The organism is Microbulbifer litoralis (assembly GCF_023634065.1).
In the GTDB taxonomy this organism is placed as follows: Bacteria; Pseudomonadota; Gammaproteobacteria; order Pseudomonadales; family Cellvibrionaceae; genus Microbulbifer; species Microbulbifer litoralis.
On sequence record NZ_JALKCV010000012.1, the window covers coordinates 101,520 to 121,384 of the forward strand.

Annotated in this window: 7 protein-coding genes; 2 read left to right on the forward strand and 5 right to left on the reverse strand. The window is 57.7% G+C overall.

Annotation, left to right across the window (positions count from 1 at the left end; genetic code table 11):
- Positions 1 to 46 precede the first annotated feature (46 nt).
- A complete protein-coding gene (locus tag MWN76_RS16520; RefSeq protein ID WP_250463299.1) occupies positions 47 to 2,758 on the reverse strand; it encodes a TonB-dependent receptor in 2,712 nt (903 codons plus the stop codon).
- A gap of 655 nt (positions 2,759 to 3,413) precedes the next feature.
- Positions 3,414 to 6,206, reverse strand: coding sequence for a TonB-dependent receptor (locus MWN76_RS16525; protein WP_250463300.1), 2,793 nt, complete (start codon positions 6,204 to 6,206; stop codon positions 3,414 to 3,416).
- 896 nt (positions 6,207 to 7,102) lie between these two features.
- Between MWN76_RS16525 and MWN76_RS16530 the strand changes: the two genes are divergently transcribed.
- Together MWN76_RS16530 and MWN76_RS16535 are read left to right on the forward strand one after the other, a co-directional pair.
- Entirely contained in the window at positions 7,103 to 10,546 is a 3,444-nt protein-coding gene (locus MWN76_RS16530) for a LamG-like jellyroll fold domain-containing protein (RefSeq protein ID WP_250463303.1), read from the forward strand.
- A gap of 188 nt (positions 10,547 to 10,734) precedes the next feature.
- Positions 10,735 to 11,388, forward strand: coding sequence for an SDR family oxidoreductase (locus MWN76_RS16535; RefSeq protein WP_250463305.1), 654 nt, complete (start codon positions 10,735 to 10,737; stop codon positions 11,386 to 11,388).
- A gap of 84 nt (positions 11,389 to 11,472) precedes the next feature.
- On the opposite strand, the gene MWN76_RS16540 is transcribed toward MWN76_RS16535, so the two are convergent.
- The 3 genes from MWN76_RS16540 to MWN76_RS16550 all read right to left on the reverse strand — a co-directional run bounded on the left by MWN76_RS16540 (position 11,473) and on the right by MWN76_RS16550 (position 19,688).
- Positions 11,473 to 13,473, reverse strand: coding sequence for a glucuronyl esterase domain-containing protein (locus MWN76_RS16540; RefSeq protein ID WP_250463307.1), 2,001 nt, complete (start codon positions 13,471 to 13,473; stop codon positions 11,473 to 11,475).
- Between the two features lie 426 nt (positions 13,474 to 13,899).
- Positions 13,900 to 15,561, reverse strand: coding sequence for a glycoside hydrolase family 11 protein (locus MWN76_RS16545; RefSeq protein ID WP_250463309.1), 1,662 nt, complete (start codon positions 15,559 to 15,561; stop codon positions 13,900 to 13,902).
- Between the two features lie 608 nt (positions 15,562 to 16,169).
- Complete coding sequence (locus tag MWN76_RS16550; RefSeq protein ID WP_250463312.1) at positions 16,170 to 19,688, reverse strand: PLL family lectin; 3,519 nt, start codon at positions 19,686 to 19,688, stop codon at positions 16,170 to 16,172.
- Positions 19,689 to 19,865 lie beyond the last annotated feature (177 nt).

Genomic DNA, 19,865 nt, shown 5'->3' on the forward strand with positions numbered 1-19,865 from the left:
ACCGCGCGGGAAAGGACGAGGTGGCGCCCCGTCCCGGTCACTCCAGTCAATAGCGGAAACGCATCCCCAACGAGTATGTGCGCTCACGGGCAAAGGTATCCCGCGGGTACAGGTACTCGTCGTTGCCACCACCGCCGCCGAAGTAGTCGCTGTAGACGGAATCTGTCAGGTTGGTGGCCTCGAGCAGGAAGCTCAGGTTCTCGTTCCAGTGGTAGTTCAGGGCCAGGTCGAGCGAATCCGTCTCCGTGACAACCACCGAGCTGCCCGGCTGGTCGCCGGCCTCGTTGAAGCTCAGGTAATAATCACTGCGCCAGTTATAAGCCAGCCGTGCGGAAAAGTCGTATTTTTCATACAGCAGGATCAGGTTGTAGGACTCATCCGAAACATTGGCCAGGTTCTGCATCTCGGTGTTGCCGTCGGCATCGGGCGGGGATTCGGTCTCGCCGTCCATAAAGGTCGCGTTGGCCTGGATACCGAAGCCGGACCAGAAACCCGGCAGGTTATCGAAGAATTGCGTATAGGCCAGCTCGACCCCTTCCAGGGAACCGGAGCCGGTGTTCTGGGGGCGGGTAACTTCATAGGGCACGTTATCGCGCAGCTCCTCTGAGGCGTAGAGCTGGATATAGCCGTCGATGTCGCGATAGAACAGGCCCGCGCTGAGCGAGCTGGCGTCACCGAAGTACCACTCCAGGCTCACATCCAGGTTGCTGGATTCAACCGATTCCAGCTCCGGGTTGCCTCCGCTACCAGTACCAAAGTCCGGCTGGGTCGGGGTCGGCTGGAAATAGGCCGTGGACGGATTCAGGTCGGCAAAACCCGGGCGGGTGATCGTCTCACTGAGTGCGCCGCGCAGGTACAGGTCTTCACGCAGACTGAGGCGCGCGCTGGCACTGGGTAGGATCTTGGTGGTACTGTTTTCCGAATCCACGGACTGAAACACCGTTTCCCCGCCCTGCTGGATGGCGCTGGTACCGCGCAGGGTAGAATCCAGGCGCACCAGGCGCGCACCGAACTGGCCATCCAACGGCATACCACCGAGCTCGGTTTCATAGTTGCCCTTCACATACGCCGCATAGTTGTCCTCGTCATTATCGAAAAACAACTCGGGAATATATTCCGGTCCACCGGGCAGCGGATCGTAGCCCATGGCTGCGCGGATTTCAGAGCGGTGGGCCAGCAGGTATTCGCGGTTGGGGGTCAACCACTGTGTGGTATTCAGGTCCACCACATCGTCCAGGAAACCCGATGGGGTCATATCTTCCAAGCCGGGAAAATCCGTGAGAAATACCGGATTGTCCGGATCGCCCGGAAGACCACCGGTATCTGCCGACTGGTTGAACGCATTGCGCTGGCTAAGGCGTATACCGAAATCCACAGAGGTCATCACACCCTGGTCAAAGACATAGCGGGAATCGGTTTTCCAACTGATTTCCTCACCTTCCTGGCGACTGCGCTGGTCGAAGAACTGGTTCAACAAATACTGCGAGGGATCGCTCAGGTCGTAGGCCGTACCGTCAGCATTTTCGATGATGATATCCGACGCACCTGTGCCATTCTTGGAAAAGTCATAGGTAATACGCGGAGCGAAAAAGGCCAGATCGAGAATAAAGCCCTCGCTGTCCGCCTCACTGGCGGTATAGGCCAGGTCGCTCCTTACGGTCAGCCGGTCGAAGTTCCACTCGCCACCGAAGGCAACCTGGGTGGTATCGGAACTGTTGACGAATGCCTGGTTGCTGGTGATGGTACCCGGCGAATCGTCGCGTACATATTCCTGAGCCACATTGGTGCCGGGCTTGTATTCTGTGACATAACCCAACTGCCCGCCCCAGGATGGGATCGGCACCCAGAAATTTAATTGTGAGTCCTGCTCATAACCGACGTGGAAAAATTCTGCGTAATACTCGCTGTTGTCGTTGGGACTCCACTGAAAAGCACCGTTGTAGGAGGTGCGATTCCGATCACCATAGCGAAAATAGGATCCAATCACATTGGGAATCAGCGTCGGCTCACCGGGGTTCGGTGGCTCGTTGGTATTGGGGTTGGTGATCTCAGTGGCGAAAGGCGCGGTGACAAAGTTCACCTGGTCCATATAGCCGCGATCCTGGTAGGACATGCTGAACATGGCCCCGAAATCACTACCACCACTGCTCCAGTTATTGTTCATGGTGACACTGCCCACCGGATCGGTGGACTCGGCCTGCTCGCTATAGACCTCCCGCAGGCCACCGGCAATGGTAAAGCCGTCGTCAAAATCAAACGGACGACGCAGGTGCACATCGATCACACCGGCGATGCCGCCCTCGACATCCTGCGAACTCGCGGATTTCTTTACATCCACCCGCTGCAACAGGTCCGCCGGTATATCCGACAGGGATACACCGCGACCGGTAGTCGTGAAAATATTGCGGCCATTGAGGGTGGTGACCACATTGGGCAAGCCACGCACCAGCACCGTGGAGGCCTCGCCATTGGCGCGGGCAATCTGCACCCCGGTCACGCGCTGCAGGGCTTCCGCCACGCTGTTATCCGGCAGCTTGCCGATATCTTCTGCAACAATGGAATCCACCACCTGCTGGGCATCCATTTTGATCGCCTGGGCGCTCTGCAGACTACCCCGCACCCCGCGGACCACCACCTCTTCCAGTGCCGGATCTGTTTCACTCGGCCGCGGCACCTCGCCGTTGCCCTGGGCGTGTGCCTCGACGCCGAGCGTCGCCAACAGCGCTATGGACAGACTCAGTTTCTTCTGCTTGAACATCGTTTTCTCCCATCTTTGGTTTTTATGCTTCTAATCAGGATTTCGGGAACAACAGAGTGACGAACACGAATCATCGCGACAGCGTAGAAAACTGGCAATCTGTTGACACCTGAAATAAAAGTGCCGGAAACGGCATTCGAGCTTGGGATGGCGAAGGCGAGAAGAATGGTATGGCTCGCATCATACTGACACGACAGCCACCGGTAGTGATGCCAACGGACACACCGCAAAAACGCTGTATTCTCATCGCTATCTCATTGATTATTTTGACGCTTGGTTCAACAAACCTGTTGAGCGCTTCTTATATTTTCGGGAGCTGATACAGCGGCGTCCGTTACTACCCTGAAGACCCACAACCCCTTATTTGTATTACTATTATGCATATTTTCGGCAATAAACCATAGAAAAAACGCTTAAAAATCACTTTTTATTATACTTTATGACTATTGAATCAAATTATTACTGCAAACAAACCGCAACTTTCCCGATCCCGCCTGAAGCAGTATTTCCCAAACACCCCAATTTGCCGATAACGGCCCGAAACAGAATCGACAACCGGCGCCTCCACTCGCTGCAACCGGGACACAGATTTTCACCAGATACAAAAAAGGCAGCCCGAAGACTGCCTAACTGTGAGACGCACTGAAGGGATCGATTAGAAGGAGTAGCGAGCACCCAGTGCGAAGGTGCGGCTGTAGATTGAACTACCAAAGTTGTAAAGAGTGGGATCTTCGTAGTAGCTCTGATATTCCTCATCAGTAAGATTGGTGGCGTCGAAGGTGACTACCATGTTGTCCGTCAAGTCATAACTGGCCTGGAAATCCATACTGGTTTCTGCCTTCCGATACACACCAATAGGATTGGCAAAACTGGCCGCCTCATGATTGTTGAGGAAGTCATCACGCCAGACGTAGGACAATCGCATATCCAGGGCATTTTTATCGTATGCCAGAACAACACTATACGAAGAATCAGATACACCAAAAATAGGAGCATCCGTCATTCCAATCTGTTTTCCTTCGTCATTGTAATCCGGCACTTTTTGGCTGGAATCCAACGCCGTGTAACTTGCCTGAATACCAAAGCCATCCAGCATATCAGGCAGATTTGACGGGAAATAGGTCAGCCCCACCTCCAAACCTTCCAACACCCCGTCGGAGCTATTATCCGGCTGAGAAAGAATATAAATAGATTCCTCATCTTCCGTCGGTGCCTGATGCATTATGAGATTCTTGGAATCGTAGACGAAACCCTCAATATCTCGACGGAACAAAGTTCCATATAAAGCACTTGAGTCCGCAAAATACCACTCCAGTGAGAGGTCCAGGTTCTGGGACTCTACCGGCTGCAGATCCGGGTTACCGCCAGTAGCGGTTCCGTTGGTTCTGGTGGTACTCGGAGAATAATAGATCCAGGAGTTCAGCTGAGAGAACTCTGGACGTCGCAGCGTCTCAGTATAAGAGAATCGAGCCATCAAATCATCGGTGATGTGATAGCGGACCATCAGGCTAGGCAGCAGCTTGCTGTTACTTGCATCGGCTGAAGATCGAGGCGCAGAACCATCATCATTGAGATTATCCACGTCATAGAAACTCATATCACGGGACGTGGTTATATAGCGCAACCCAAGCTGGCCATCGACAACACCTGCATCAAAATCCGTCTGCACATAGGCGGATGTAGTATCCTCATCAATAGCAAAAGTGGTCAGCAACTCCTCAGTAGGCAAGCTGTAAATATCGCGGACATCACTAATGTTGTCGTGGAGATAGTAGCCGTTGGCTACCGCCCATGAGGTCGGTACATTCGCTCGACCATCGAAGAAACCATTATTGATACTGATCAGGTTTCCACCAAACTGGTCCAGAGACAGCCCGTCTACGATACCCTCTTGTGTTCGAGCAGCATCCGCAGCAGAACGCGCTTCATGGCGCAGACCAAACTCCAATAGATGGAAAGCCCCCCAATCCAAATCCAGCTCGCCATCCAGAGTGAAGGTGATGGCGTCGCTCTCCCGGCTACTGCCGTTGTCATAGAAGTTGGCAACCGCATACTGGGAAGAATCCGTCAGGTCGCTTTCATCGACATCAGTCGTGTTCGGATTATCATAGTAAGCCCAGGACGGCATACCGTTGCCGGTATTGAAGTCCAACCCAACACCATAGGCTCCACGGTTAAAACGCATCGCTGCAAAGTCATCCTCGAACTCGCTGTCCTGATAGAGCAACTCGGAGGAAAGACGGAAACTGTCACTAATATCCCAGTTACCGCCCAGAGCATAGACGAAGCTATCAGTCTTACCTACTGTAAGATCACCGCTGGTAAAGCCCGCCGCATCCGCAACGTCTCGAGCTTTAACAACATTTGAGCCTTCATATAGTTCTACATCTCCACCCATTGGCAGATGTGAATTATCTGTTCCCCACCAGTCCGCATAGCTGAACAGCAGAGAATTGAAAGACTCGTTACGATAGCCGTTGTAGAAGGCTTCAAACAGATACTCGGAGGAGTCGTTGGGAGCCCACTGCAAAGAGACATTTACAGCCGGACGCTCACGTTTACCCGTGAAGTCACTGGCAAAGATTGCATCCCGACCCAGGATGTAGGGGACCTCTTCACCATTGATGCTCAATGTAGAGCCGGCACTGTTCGGTAGACCACTTTCAAGACCCGGTGTCCAGATCGGGTCTTCAGCAACATTCGGGTGGTTTAGAAACAGACGCTCGTAGGGAAGCAGACCTTCGGGTGCATCAGCCGTTACAAACGGGACTACGGCCCCCGGAGTTACACTCTGGTCCCGGTAAGTTGTTTCCGCGTAGGATAAATTCACCAGTGCCCCGAATCTGCCGGCCTCGGTTTCCCAGCTGTTGGAGAACAATCCACTCAGTACCGGATCAGTGGAATCAGACTGCTCTTGATAGATCCCACGAGCGGCAAATACAGCTTTGCTGCCATCGAAATCGAACGGGCGATGAGTCCGAATATCAATCTGACCGGCAATACCACTGGAAATCTGGGATGCATTACGGGTCTTGTAGACATCCACTCCAGCCAGGAGGCTTGCAGGGATGTCTGCCAATGCGACGTATCGGCCTGAAGCAGTAAAGAGCTGGCGACCATTGACCGTGGTAGTAACGTCATCGAGGCCGCGTATAGCCACTTTGGAGACTTCGCCTGAGCCGCGATCTGTTACCTGCACCCCAGACACTCTCTGCAATGCTTCCGCAACATTGTTATCGGGGAACTTACCAATGTCCTCAGCGACAATAGAGTCAACGATCTGCATTTTCTGCTGTTTGATCTCGATCGCTTTTTCCAAGCTGGCACGGACACCGGTAACGACAACCTCTTCGAGCGCCTGATCACTCTGGGTCTGCGCGATAACCTGCGCACTACCCACAGCCGTAACCATGGCGATAGAGGAACTCAGCAATCGTTGCTTGAACATAATCATCTCCCATCTGGGTGTTATTATTTTGCTGCCGAATTTTCAGGGCCCGGTCGTACAGCACCTGGCCCGGTGAACACCGCGCTAAACGTCAGCGGGCGCTGTTGCCAGACTCGATTCCACCCACGGGTTGCGCAAAGCGTTCGGGATGTGGAAGGAGTCGTGGCGGTAAGAACCGGAATTGCTTGTCGAGAGCAGAGGGTTCTTGTTCGGAATCGGGCTGGTGCCGGCATTTCGGGTGTCGGCCGGGGAGGAGTAGCGCTGCCGTCCACGGAGGCCCGCCTGGGGCGTCGCGGCAGAGGAGCACTGTAAACGCGGTTCTCTCATCGCTCTATCCTCTCTCTACTTATTATTTTGGCGCGCTTTTCAACTCAAGTCGATGCGCACTCTCAATTTTGTATTCGGGTAGATCAGGGAGAACCTGTCTCTACGCCTATTTGTATTATGAATCGGCATATTATCCAGCAAATTTTCGCTAGTCAACGCCCAATAAGTCCATTTTGTTATACTTTATGATCAAAATAGATACAATTTATTGATTTCCTCCCTTTCCCGCCATTCTTCTTACCCGCCCTGACAGCCGGACTCAAAAGCTCTTCGCAGTCGGACATCCAGGTCGGCTTTGGCCTGTTAGCGGCCGATTGGCAGGGTTTTATCGCGCGATACCGGCCTTGATTCGCGTTAAGAAGTGCCGTCTAAGGTGTCTGCCAGAACATAATATTATTGTAATACCATAACTCTATTGGCAAGATGGCCATTCCCTTGGCATTGATGCCGCTTTCCAGCCGTACCAGACAGCGGTCAGCACCCGGCCTCACTAGGGTGAATTTGTCTTCCGGGTGACTGCTGGGGATTAAAAAGTCAAAAAATAAAGATAATGATGAGGGAGGCTTTCGATGAAAGTTGCCGCGACAATCGGCAGGCTTACGCTTGCGCTCAGTATTTTTCTACCGCTCTACGGATGTGACGGAGATTCCTCGTCACCACCGGAGACGTACACACTGGAAGGCCCTCCAGAGGAGGAGGTCCCGGGTCCCGACCCGCAGCCCGAACGGGAAAAAGTCCCCGACACAGCCAATCCCACCGCAAACGCCAGCGACATCCAGTACAACGATATGCCCGTTCACGACCCATCGGTCATCCGCGATGGCGACGGTAGCTACTATGTCTTCGGCTCTCATCTCGCCGCCGCGAAGTCCAGCGACCTGATGACCTGGGAAACCGTCGCAGACGGTATAACCGCAGACACAGTCGACGAAAACATCCTGTTCACCACCTACTCCAGCGAAATCGCCGAAGGTATCGAGTGGGTGGGTGGCCACAAGGGCTCCTGGGCCGCGGACGTGATCCAGCTCGGTGACGGCCGTTACTACTTCTACTACAACCACTGCGCCAACCCCGAAAGCGAAGCCGGCGATTGCAATGCGCCGCGCTCCTACCTGGGCGTCGCCGTCTCCGATTCGATCGAGGGCCCCTACACCGACCTGGGCATTTTCCTGCGTTCCGGCATGACCGCCGAAGAAGTTGCCGCGGGCTACGGTCCCGAAGGCATCGAGAGCTACGACCCCAGCATCCACCCCAATACCATCGACCCGGACGTCTTCTACGATAACGACGGCAAGCTGTGGATGACCTACGGCTCCTATTCCGGCGGTATCTTTATCCTGGAGATGGACGAGTCCACCGGTATGCCCGTGGCCGGCCAGGGCTACGGCAAGCACCTCACCGGCGGCGACCACAGCGCCATCGAGGGCAGCTACATGCTGTACAGCCCGGAGAGTGACTACTACTACCTGTTCATGTCCTTCGGCGGCTTCGTTTCCACCGATGGCTACAACATCCGCGTGGCGCGTTCGCGCAATCCGGATGGCCCCTTCCTGGATGCGAAGGGCAACGATATGGCCGAGGCCCGCGGCAACTGGGACAGCATCGAGCCCTACGGCGTGAAACTGATGGGCGGGTTTGAATTCGAATCCCACGTCGGCGACCCGATCGCGAGCCGCGGCTACCTGTCACCGGGCCACAACTCTGCCTACTACGATGCGGAGACTGGCAAACACCTGCTGTTCACCCACACCCGCTTCCCCGATCGCGGTGAGCAACACTCGGTGCGAGTCCACGAACTGTATGTCAATGCCGATGGCTGGCTGGTGGCCTCCCCCCAGCGCTATGCGCCGATCGAGGGCGACAACATTGTCGACAGCAACGACCTGAACGGCACCTACAAATTCATCAACCACGGCAAGGACATCAATCGCGAGGCCAAGCGGACCCAGTACATCACCCTCAATGACGACGGCAGTGTCAGCGGCGAGATCACCGGCAACTATGTGCACGATGTGGACATCCCTCGACAGATTCACTTCAGCCTGGAAATCGACGGAGCCACCGTGGAATACGAAGGCGTGACCCAGTGGCAATGGAACGCGCAGGCGGAAAAACTGGTGCCGGTATTCACCGCCGTTTCCGGCAGTGGCGAATCCATCTGGGGCCTGAGAATGGACGACCGAGGGGATTCTGCCACGCTGGGTGCCATTACCGCGGACCTGGGCCTGCCGCAGAGCACCACGGACAGCCAGGTCAATCTGCCCACCCGCACCACCCGCGGGGGAACCATCGAGTGGCTGAGCAGCAACGACCAGGTGATCAAGCCCAGCGGCCGCGTCATTCGCCCGAACGTGGGCGACGGGGACCAGACGGTGACGCTGACCGCCAACGTCAGCCTGAACGGCATCACCACCAGTGCCAACTTCACGGTCACGGTACCGGAGCGCCAGCTGTACAACCGCACCGCCTGGTATCCGTTTGAAGACGACCTGGCGGAATCCGCCGGGCGCTTTGCCGCCGGCACCGCCACCGGCAGCCTGATCTCCGATGAAAACGGCAGTGTCGCCTTCGCCGCCGGCCACGACGGCCGGGCATTGCAGCTGGACGGCAGCAACGGGGTGGAACTGCCGGGTGGACTGATCGATAGCTACGAGTACACGGTATCCTTCTGGGCCAACCCCACGGTGATTACGGCCTTCAGCACCACCTTCTTCGGCGCAGTAAACGAGCAAACCGACAATAACGGCAATGACTTCTCCAACAACTGGTTAAGCTTTGTTCCCCAAGGCTGGGACGGCAACACCATGCTCTGGGGTGGTAGTGAACTCTATTTTGATGGCACCGCAGGCGAGAGGATTCCGGAGGGTGATTGGAGCCATATGGCCTTCGCGGTGGACAACGGCTTGGTGAATGTCTACCTGAATGGTGAACTGAAGTTCTCTGCCGGCAACATCACCGATTACTTCTCAGAAAACACCGGCAAGTTTGCGCTGGGTGTCAACTACTGGGACCAGCCCTTCAACGGCCTGATCGACGAGTTCAAGGTCTACGAGAGCGCGCTGACTGCGGAGGAAGTCCGCTTCCTGGATATCGAAAACAAAAGCGACGCAGAGCTGCTGGCCTCCGCCGCGGCGATCCTGGACCCGGGCGACCTATCCGCCGTCAGCGAGGACCTGGCACTGCCGGTAACCGGCCCCTACGCCGCGGCCATCCGCTGGACCTCGTCCGATCCCGCCGCCATTACCATCGACGGCGACACCGGGGTGGTCACCCGTCCGCAGGGCGCGGATGCCCTGGTTACCCTGACCGCGGAGCTGCGCCTGAATGGCGCACAGGCGACCAGGACCTTCGAGGCAACGGTGCTATCCAACGACCTGCCCTCCCCGGTCGCCAGCTACGGCTTCGAGCAGACGCTGGGCGAAGCCACCGGTAACTTCGGTTCCGGTACCACCGTCGGTGCCACGATCGACGAGCCAGCGGAAAGCAGTATCGCCTACGCTGAGGGTGTTGTGGGCCAGGCCGCGGTATTTGACGGCCGGACCGGTGTGGTTCTGCCGGACGACCTGATTGGCGACCACAATTACAGCTTCACGCTGTGGCTGAACCCGTCCGCACTGACGGACTTCACCACCACCTTTTTCGGCTGGGCGACCGACAGCAGTTGGATCAGCCTGGTGCCCCAGGGGGGCGAGGGTGAGACCAAGCTGTGGTCCGGCACCGCCTGGTACGATGCCAACACCGGTGAACTGATTTCCGCACACACCTGGACCCATCTGGCGGTTACCGTCAAAGGCGGCGAAACCCGGGTGTTCATCAACGGCGAGGAAAAATTCAGCGGCAGCAACTTCCCGGACATCTTCGGTGCAGTGGAAACCAGCCATTTCGCGCTGGGCGTCAACTATTGGGATATCCCCTACGACGGCATGATGGACGAGCTGAAGATCTACGGGGATGCGGTTCCGGCAACGGATATCCTCAAGCTCTATGAGGCGGAATTGCTGGCGGAGGACTGATGTTCAATAAACAATGGTATCGATAACCTGATTTGTGAACGAATGGGCGGCCTTCGGGCCGCCCATTTTCGTTCTGTACTACACTGCGGCGGGTTAACCCGCGACCTTGCGCCAGTTACCATGCCGTATGGCTGGCGCCCTTCGGCAGCATACAGCGTTTTCGGACAACCCAAATCTCGGGAGAAGTCATGAGCAACATATTCCTTATCGGTGCCACCGGCGGTATCGGTTCCCGGCTCGGCCCCATGCTGGTCGCCGCGGGCCACACTGTCACCGGCCTGCATCGCAAGCCGGAACAGGCGGACGTCCTGCAGGGAAAAGGCATTGAACCCTATCAGGGCGACCTGATGGCGATGACGGCCGCCGATTTCACTGAAGCCACCAAGGGGCACGATATCATCGTCTTTTCCGCCGGCGCGGCGGGCAGTGGCCCGGACCGTACCACCGCAATCGATGGCCGGGGGCCGGTCAAATTGCTCGAGGCCGCCAGGGCCAACGGCATATCGCGCCTGTACCTGGTTTCGGCGTTTATGGATGCCCGCCGGGACAAACCGCAGAAGGAGGGATTCGAGCATTACATAAAGAATAAACGGCAGGCAGACAATGCGGTCGCGGCCTCGGATCTCGACTGGGTGATTGTCCGGCCGGGTACCCTGGTGAGCGAGGATGGCGACGGTCGGGTGAATGCCGGCCTGGCAATACCCTATGGCACCGTAGCCCGTGGCAACGTGGCCGCTGCCCTGGCCTGCCTGATTGAGACGCCCGAAATAAAACGGGAAATTATCGAGCTGACAGATGGCGACACCCCGGTTGGGGATGCCGTGCGCTCGTTCATACGGTAACGGCTTCAAACCGATGTCGCCCCGGCATCCGGGGCGGAACCCGTTGAAACAGGGGATGGCAGAACCATCCCCCGCACCGGCATTTTACTGCAGCGCCGGTGTATCCCAATTCACCCAGCGGCCGCGATCGACACTGAAATTGCCATCGGTGCGCACCACATTGGTATTCGCAGAGCCGCTGCCGATCAGGAAGCGGTCGACGAAGTCATCCAGCTCCGCCTGCTGTGAGGACGGAAACTGGCAGTGACTGTGCCCACCGACCTGCGACACTCCCATATGGTCGGGAATACCCAGCGCGTGCCAGATCTCCCGCGCCACCACCGAGGCGGTGTAGGTACTCTCGTTGCCGAGCCACTCCATATCGGTATTTTCAATCACCAGCAGCGCCCTCGGAGCGACCAGCCCCATGACCTCGTGATGGTCGAACGGCAAGCGTGTGGCGGCGTTGGAAAACTGCGAAAAGGAATCGCGGAACCAGACGTTCTCCGTCACTATCTGGCTCAGCGTCTGCACATTCTGGCCGGCGGCCCGCTGCGCATCCGATACCCGCCAGGCGGCGGCGCCACCGGAGCCGGATTCCTGCGGGATGGTCAGGTCGATACGTTCGTCCAGTGCACCCGCGATCAACGCACCCTTGCCGTTGCGGGAACAGCCGGTGACCCCCAGGCGCGAGGGATCGATATCGCTTCCCGGAGTCTGCTCCAGCGCATCGATCAGGCGGCTTACGCCCCAGGCCCAGGCACTCATGGCACCGGCGGAATGGCTACTGCCGTACAGCTGGTAAAACTTGCCCTGCCCGCGCGACCCTCCATCCAACTGCTCCGCAATCTCGCTGTTGGGGAAATTGATGACCGCGACGCCGCGATTGCGCAGGGCATCGTTGTTGAGATTGGAACCCCCCATACCGATCATCGCCGGATAGGGCGGCTGGCCCGTGGTGGGCAGGCTGATGGAGGCATTGAAGGAGATCGAGTTGCCGCCGGCGGAGACGTTCACGGTAATACCGGAACCGTTGCCGGAGCCACTGACGCTGGCGGTCTCCGGCGCGGGCTTCTCGCCCAGTTCGTAGTGCTGGGCCTGGGCGCTGATCTCGGCGCGCCGGCAGGTCCATTCATCGCGGGAGGTGATATCCGTACCGCTCATCGAGCGGAAGGGATCCGGCAGGCTGCCGATATCCGGCAGCTGGCTGTAGGAAGGCATGGATGGCACAGCGCAGTCCCGCCCGGAGTTTTCGCCACCGGAAGAACCGCCGGAACCGGACGAACTGCTGCCGGACGAGGAACTGCTCGAGGAAGAGCCGCCTCCGGACACGGCTCCGAAGCCGATATAGCCACTGCAGTGCAACCATTCGCTATTGGAGCCACCACCACAGCTGTCGTTGCCCCAGGCGCCGGTGTTGACAGCCTGGTCCTCGGCCTGCCGCGTTTCGCCGTTTACCTGGATATAGTCCACCTGCACATCCCGGTCCGTGCCGTTGTCGTTGGTAAACTCCAGTGTAATCTCTCCACCCAGGGCGCTCGTTGCCGTGTAGTCCTGCATGTTGCCGGCCAGGGTCCAGGTCTCCAGGGCGGTGCCGCCGACAGCGAGAGTGACAGACTCCTGGCCACTGGTGCCGCGGGCCCTGACGAGGAAGGAATTGCCACCGCTGCCGGAGCCCGAGGAGCTGCTGCTGGAACCGGAACTGCTGGAACTGGAGGAGGAGCCGCCCGGCGGCGTGCCACTGCCGGTGCAGACGGGCAATTCAAAGCTGCCATCGTGGGTACCCTGGAAACCGAAACCGGCACTCTGCCCCACTGCCAGATTGCCGTTCCAACTACAGCAATTGCTGAACGACGGCGTCACAGTGTCGCCACCGCTGACCTCAACATTCCAGCTACTGGTCACATTGGCCGGCTCGCCAAAATCCAGAACGACTTCCCATTCCGCGATGGCAGCGGGGCCATCGTTGGTGACAGTAACGTCCAGTTGATAGCCACTGCTCCAGATATTGGAGGGCGTTACCGTACAGCTATAGGAGGCCCAGGCCTGCCCAACCGGAAACAGGCAGGCCATTACAAGAAAAAATCGGTGTAGGCTTTTCATCATCGTATCTCCACTGGGGTGACTCCCCGACAGCGGCTCAATGCGCCGGAAAAACAACCGCTACCGGAGGAGTCTGCCCGTTTGATTCTTATGTTTTCCTGGCCCGGATATTTCACCAGGCCGCTTAGTATTCAGCGTAATTTTATGTTTTCGTTAATGTTTTCAGGGATCTCCGCGGGGACAGATTGTCACCGGCCAATGCTGGCCACGCCCTCGCTTGATCTCTGCACGCTCAGCGCGATCATCGTGGCTCCTGTGAAATATCCGGGCTAGTGGCCCATGCGGAAAGTTGTGTAACTGTTCGCGTCGCCAAAGCGTCCAGCTCTGCGTTGAGAAAGCTTGAAATAGAACCACTATTCCTGCGCTTTCTCGCCTTGATCTGAACACTTTGGCTGTGCTCCTTAGTCACCAAACTTTCCGCATGGACCACTAGGGCGCCACCGCCCTGCCGGTCGCCGGGTCGATCCTGCCGGGACACAATCCCCTTGCAGACAGGTTGGCGGAAATCTGGGAAACGGCGTTGTTGGTGCTGGTATAACCGTCGTGCATCAGGATCACCTGGCCATCCTGCAGCTGGTTTGCCGCATTGACGATCGACGAGGTACTGGCACCGTTCCAGTCCTGTGAATCCACATCCCAGGTCACGAGCCCCATGCCCAGGTCCTGCGCGGCCTGCTGTATGGTGCCGTTCACCTCGCCGTAGGGGGGCCGATACAGTGTCGGTGTGGGAGCGCCTGCATTCTGTATCGCCTGGCTGGCCTGGCTGAGCTCACTGTATACCTGCTGGTAGCTGTAGCCGCTCATGTGTGGGTGGGTATAGCTGTGGTTCTGGACCTCCCCGACACTCAACTGCTGCGACATCAGGTGCGCATTGCTGTCGACATTCGCCCCCCAGTTGAACCAGGTCACCGGTGTCAGGTCGTGCTGTTGCAACAGGCCCACCAGGGTAGCGGTATTGGAATTGGGGCCGTCGTCAAAGGTGATTCCCACATAGCCGCTGCAACTGGCCCCGCCACCGGAAGAGCCATCGCAGTTGCCGCTGAAACAATCGCCGGTATCACCGAAGCCGATCACGCCGTTGCAGTGCATGGTTTCGGCATAAGAGCCCCCTCCGCACTCACCGTTGGCATAGGTCGCGGTGTTGTACTCCATATCCTCGGCCTGGCGGGTTTCACCGTTTACATAGACGGAGTCCAGAATCACATCGCGGTTGCCGCCATCGTTGTCGAACTCCACCTGGATATCGCCGGCAGCACTGCCGGAATAAGTGTAATCGGCACTGCTGGTGGAAAGATTCCAGTCGGCGACAACCGTTCCGCCGATGCGAAGGTTGATATGCTCGCCGCCGGCTGCCCCGCGGGCACGCACGACAATATCCGTCGCGGAGGGGGCGCCACTGCCGCCGGAGCTGCCGCCACTGCTTCCCACCGTAATATTGGAACTGCCGCTGCTCTGGTAGCCTTCGGTCGCCAGCACCATGTAGTCGTGGTTGCCCAGGTTCATGCCGTAGCTGGCCCAGGCATCGAAGTGATTGCCGGTGGTGATGGTGCCGCCGGTCCGCTTCTGCTGGCGCACGCTCCAGTACTGGTAGAAGGTGGCGGTGCCGTCGATGGAGGGCTGGTTGACCCGCTGGGTGCGGTAGATATCGTAGGAACCGCCATCGCTGGTCACGGTGCCGAAATAGGTGCCGCTTTCACCGGGCCGGTAGCTGCCCCAGTTTTCGACAATGTAGTACTCCACCAGCGGATTTCTCGTCCAGCCGTACAGGGCCAGGTAGCCGTTGCCGGATGGATTGAAGGTGCCGGAGTAGTTGACGCTCCTGCGCCCGCCGGGATTCCAGCCCTTGCCGCCGACCCAGTTGCCGGTGTTGCTCCAGGAGGAGCTGTAGTTGCCGCCGGAGCCCAGCGTCATGGATACCGTGCCGGGTGCATCGGTCCAGAAAGAGTAAAAATACCCGTTGCTGGTCCCCGTCTGGTTTGAGGTCAGGGTCTGGGCACCGGCCCAGGCCGGCAGCAGGACGGCGAGACACAAAATGGTCGCGGCGATACGCCCGCCGCACCTGCGTATTTTTTCGGGGTTGATCGATTTCATGGAGTCCATCTCCTGTTCAAATTGGGTTTCGAAAAAGTGCGTTGCACCGTACCGCGGCAGCCCTCAGGCGATATACAGCGGTCAACCCGCCCTGTCAGCACAGCCCTCCCGGTCCGGGAAGCCGGACAGGACAGGGATAAGGCAAGCGGCAGGGAGCAGCGCTGGAATTGCGTTACGGACTTGTTCCGGAACAGTTTCGCCGGAAGATTTTTTCTGCGCGCGAGGAGCTACGCATCCGCCCGGCGGGCGGCGAACAGGCGACAGGGGTGATTAGCGTGAATAGAGTTCTCATCAGACCGCTTCTCCATAGCTGTTTGTCATTATTTTCAGGTCCGAGAAGTCCCGCCCTGTGCACAATGCGGGAACCGCCCTCTCTTTACGCCAACATGTTAGCGCTAACAAAATGAATAGGGATGCGGACAATGTCAAGCGGTCAGTGCAAGGTTTGCGTCAAAACCATCTTATCTCGGCTCCCCACGAGAGCCTGGGAGTAAAACGGTGGAGTTCGATCGAGGGGAGTGAATAGCGTCGGGGCGGGAAAGTCACACGAGCCCCCACCTGGCAGCACCTTCCAAAACCCTGCCAGGTCGGGGCAACGCGAGTGCCGCTTAGTCAGCCGCCTCCGCAATATTGGTCAAGGCCTGGTACGTATTCAGCCCGACAACGACGGCACCACCTACCGAGTAGATGGCCACCAGGCCGGTGCCGCCGACCACAGCGCCCGGGCCCGTGTCTGTCAGGGCCACAAGCCCCGGCCTGATAACGCCACTCATGGGAATCACGCAGCTGCAGTAATTCTGGATGGAGGCGGGCTCGTAATAGTGCTCGCCGCCACTTTCCACATGGGGAATATTCAGGCTGTAGCCCAGCTGGATACACCCCTCCAGCGACTTCATGATCGGATATACGACCCGAAGGGCCTCCCCGGGGAAATACCAGATGGCCGGCAGGTTGAACATCGTGAATGTCAGTTTGGCACCCCACAGCCCGACCTTCGCCTCCTGCACCTCGTCGCTGGTACTGGCGGACTGGTAGAACGGGTAGGTACATGCTCCCGACACCAGGTTCAGGGCCTCCCTCACGCCATTGATTGCCGGTTGCCTGGCAAAATCGTTTACCGCGGCCAGTGAGAAATTCAGCCCGAAGACCGCGTCGTTGATCAGGCCGAAAATGCCCTGCAGGAGTTGCGGCAGCTTCTCTGTCGACACGTCCTGTACCTGTCCGGCCACTACCAGGCTGCTTTGACCACAGGAGGACGAAAGGCTGCTCCAGTCAATGGGGGCCCCGCCATACAACTGGTCCGGCGTAAGCTGGCTCATGACACACAGCGCCTCGTCGCTGAACGGTTGCGCCGGCGGATTCGGTACCGGCTCGCCGTTCAGGACGTCCACACCGGTCTCCACCGACTTGTAGGTAGCCGTTACCGGTATCGCAGCGACGAGTGCGCACAGGTCCAGCAGTGTCAGCGGGGAACCGGCCACCTTCTGGTACATTTTGCTGACCAGCGGCACATTCCACTCCGAGGTACATACCGTCTTGAAAGTGCGCAAGCCGTCGTCCAGGACATCGATGGCTTCCAGAATCACGCTCTTGACCGCATCCAGCCCTTCCTCGATGATCTCGTCGCCGATGGTCGCCACCAGGTCGTTCAGGGGAATATCCTTGATATTCTGGTCGACAAACAACTGCCCAAGGGTCTGGGCCAGCTCTTCGGATATGGTCCCCTCTCCATTGCCCGCTTGCTCGTCGAGACTCGCCGCCAGGCTCGTGGTGAAGCTCTCGGCATTTTCCTGGTAGGCGGGCGGGATGGTCCCCGCCGGGCTGCCCACGGAACCGGCATACTGGGCCTGGTTCACCAGCTGGTCCTGCAACCAGTTGCTGTGCGGGCTACCCGTATCCGCCACGCCGGTTTCTGCAGCCACCTGTTGCTGCAGACCGCCCATCGTGGTTGAAGCCCCGGCTCCCAGTAGCTGATTCCAGTCCTGCTGGAAATTGGCAATGGCCTCGTCAAAGAACGCACTCACTTTCTCTTCCGATGACTGGGCCAGGCTATCCAGGTAGTCCAGGTACTTGGTAAACAGGATCCGGATGGCATCGTGGGTGTTGAGAATATCCGACCAGTCAAACAGGGTTCCCAGCCACTCGAACAGTGTGCGGAAGGCGGTGCCAATGGACTCCAGGCAACCCTGGATTACATCCACGACCTGCTGGGCAATCTCGACCACATAGGAAAACACGGTTTCGACACCGTCGACCACGAACTTGACCACCACATTCAATGCATTCGAGACCTTTGACACCAGTACGCAGCGCAGCTCGGTGATTTCCTGGCGAATCGCGTTCCACAGGGTGCCCCAGGTCCACCCCTCCGCACTCTGGCCCTGGGCGCATGCACTCGATGCCACTTCGGAAGCCTCCAGCCACCGGAAACTGGCCCGCCCGTCCTCGAAGTGGATGACCCAGTGATGGTCATCGATAGCGGAAAGGTCGAGCTGGTTCGGAAGCGGCGCTCCCTCCCGGACAGGAACCGCACCGGAACCCCGTGTCCTTTGCGTGAGCACACCGGAACCGGCCTGGTCCAGGCCGGTATTGATGTAATCGGCACATTGGTAGATCGCCTGGGATACCGCCAGTATCGTGTCTTCGTCCGCGATCACCACTTTCTGGCCGGTCACCCTGGTATGGGCCCCGGAGAGAATCGAGGCCAGGGCTTCGGGCGTATCCGGTTTGCTAAGCGCATCGGCGATATAGGTTTCCGACTGCACCATCACGTCGGGAAGCCCGTCCGACGACAGGGTCAGGCTGGGCGTACTCAGGGCCAGGGTCAGGCGGGCAACAGTAAGGCATCCCGCGGCATTGGTCTCGCATACAACCGCCTGGTCAGGGTTCAGCTGGTAGGAACGGCCGTTGATCACTGCGCTCAGGTAATCGGTCGCGGTGATTCGGACCGGCTTGTGGGGGACCGGGGAATCGTTCCCGTAATCGTCGACATCCAGGACCTGCACACGCGTCGTGTACGAGGAGAAATTGACTACCTCCGATTCATAATCAATCGAAACCGGGGCCAGCCGCCAATCGGTACTCTCCATGTCCTGCCAGATATGGAAAAGTTCCCGGCCATTCTCACTGATGGCAAAGAGGTGTGGATAACCATTGGAGTCCCGGCACACGGTCAGCTGTTCCCGGCCGTTCAGCAATGCACCGCCCAATGGCAGCAATTGTGTCCATTCGGTGGTGTTTTCCGCATCGCGCACCGAGTAAAACAGGCCACCTCCGGGCGATACCGTAAAGACCATCGGATTGGAACCGATCTCCTCGGGATACTGTGATACGCCGAGTGCCGCAGACGCCGGCCCATCCAGCACAGTGAAGCTGCCATCCGGCCCCAGTACCGCTGCAGAGCCGTTCGGTAACGATGCGGCGACAGAAAGCAACAGGCCATTGTCATACTCGACCGAGAAGTTATCGATACCGGTATTATTGTTTTGATGCGCTTCACCTCTGGTACTGACAACCTCCCACGACGATCCGAACCCCAGGAAAATAACGGTATCATTCCCCGAATGCCCGGTGACCGATTCCGGCATGGTCCCGAATGCCACATCCTGGATCTGTTCGTCAGAGTTGATTGACACGAGCGAACTCAGAAGCGGTATATATAAACGATTTCTGCCCTCCCACTGGTAAATCAGCGCAAAGGATACCTCTTCCGCATTCCATATTCCGCTGCGTATTTTCCTGAAACTCATGCCGGAATTGAATACAATACCGGCCGTCAAATCCTGCCACGCAGGGTTGTCCGGCAAAGGGCCGGACGACACTACCCGGTAGATCTTGCTGGACCCGATAAGGTAGATATAGAGACTGTTGCCAAGGGTCACGACGGAAAAGTCGACGATCGATACCGGGGTTTCCAGTCGCGAAGCCTTCCAACTGGTCAGAGAGGACTCATCGCTGACAATCTGGTAAAGGGCGCCATCGTTGCCAATGGTAAAAACATACAGGCGACCGCTATCATCCGATACCGACTCTATTTTTGATGCACCGGCAACCGGCGCACTCTCCAACATATTCTCCATCAGGCGGGACTGGATATCGTAGCGCAGGTTATAATCCTGTTCTGTCATGGATATATTCTCCTTATTTCCATTATTAGAAAAAATGCGGAATAACTATCCCCTTACAGCACACTCAATACCAGAGTCGGGGCAGCAAACAGGAAGATAATGGCACATCGATAATCGGGTGGGAGAATATCGCGACGCCGCAAACAGCGGCACGCCGTTAGCTTAATATTTACGAAA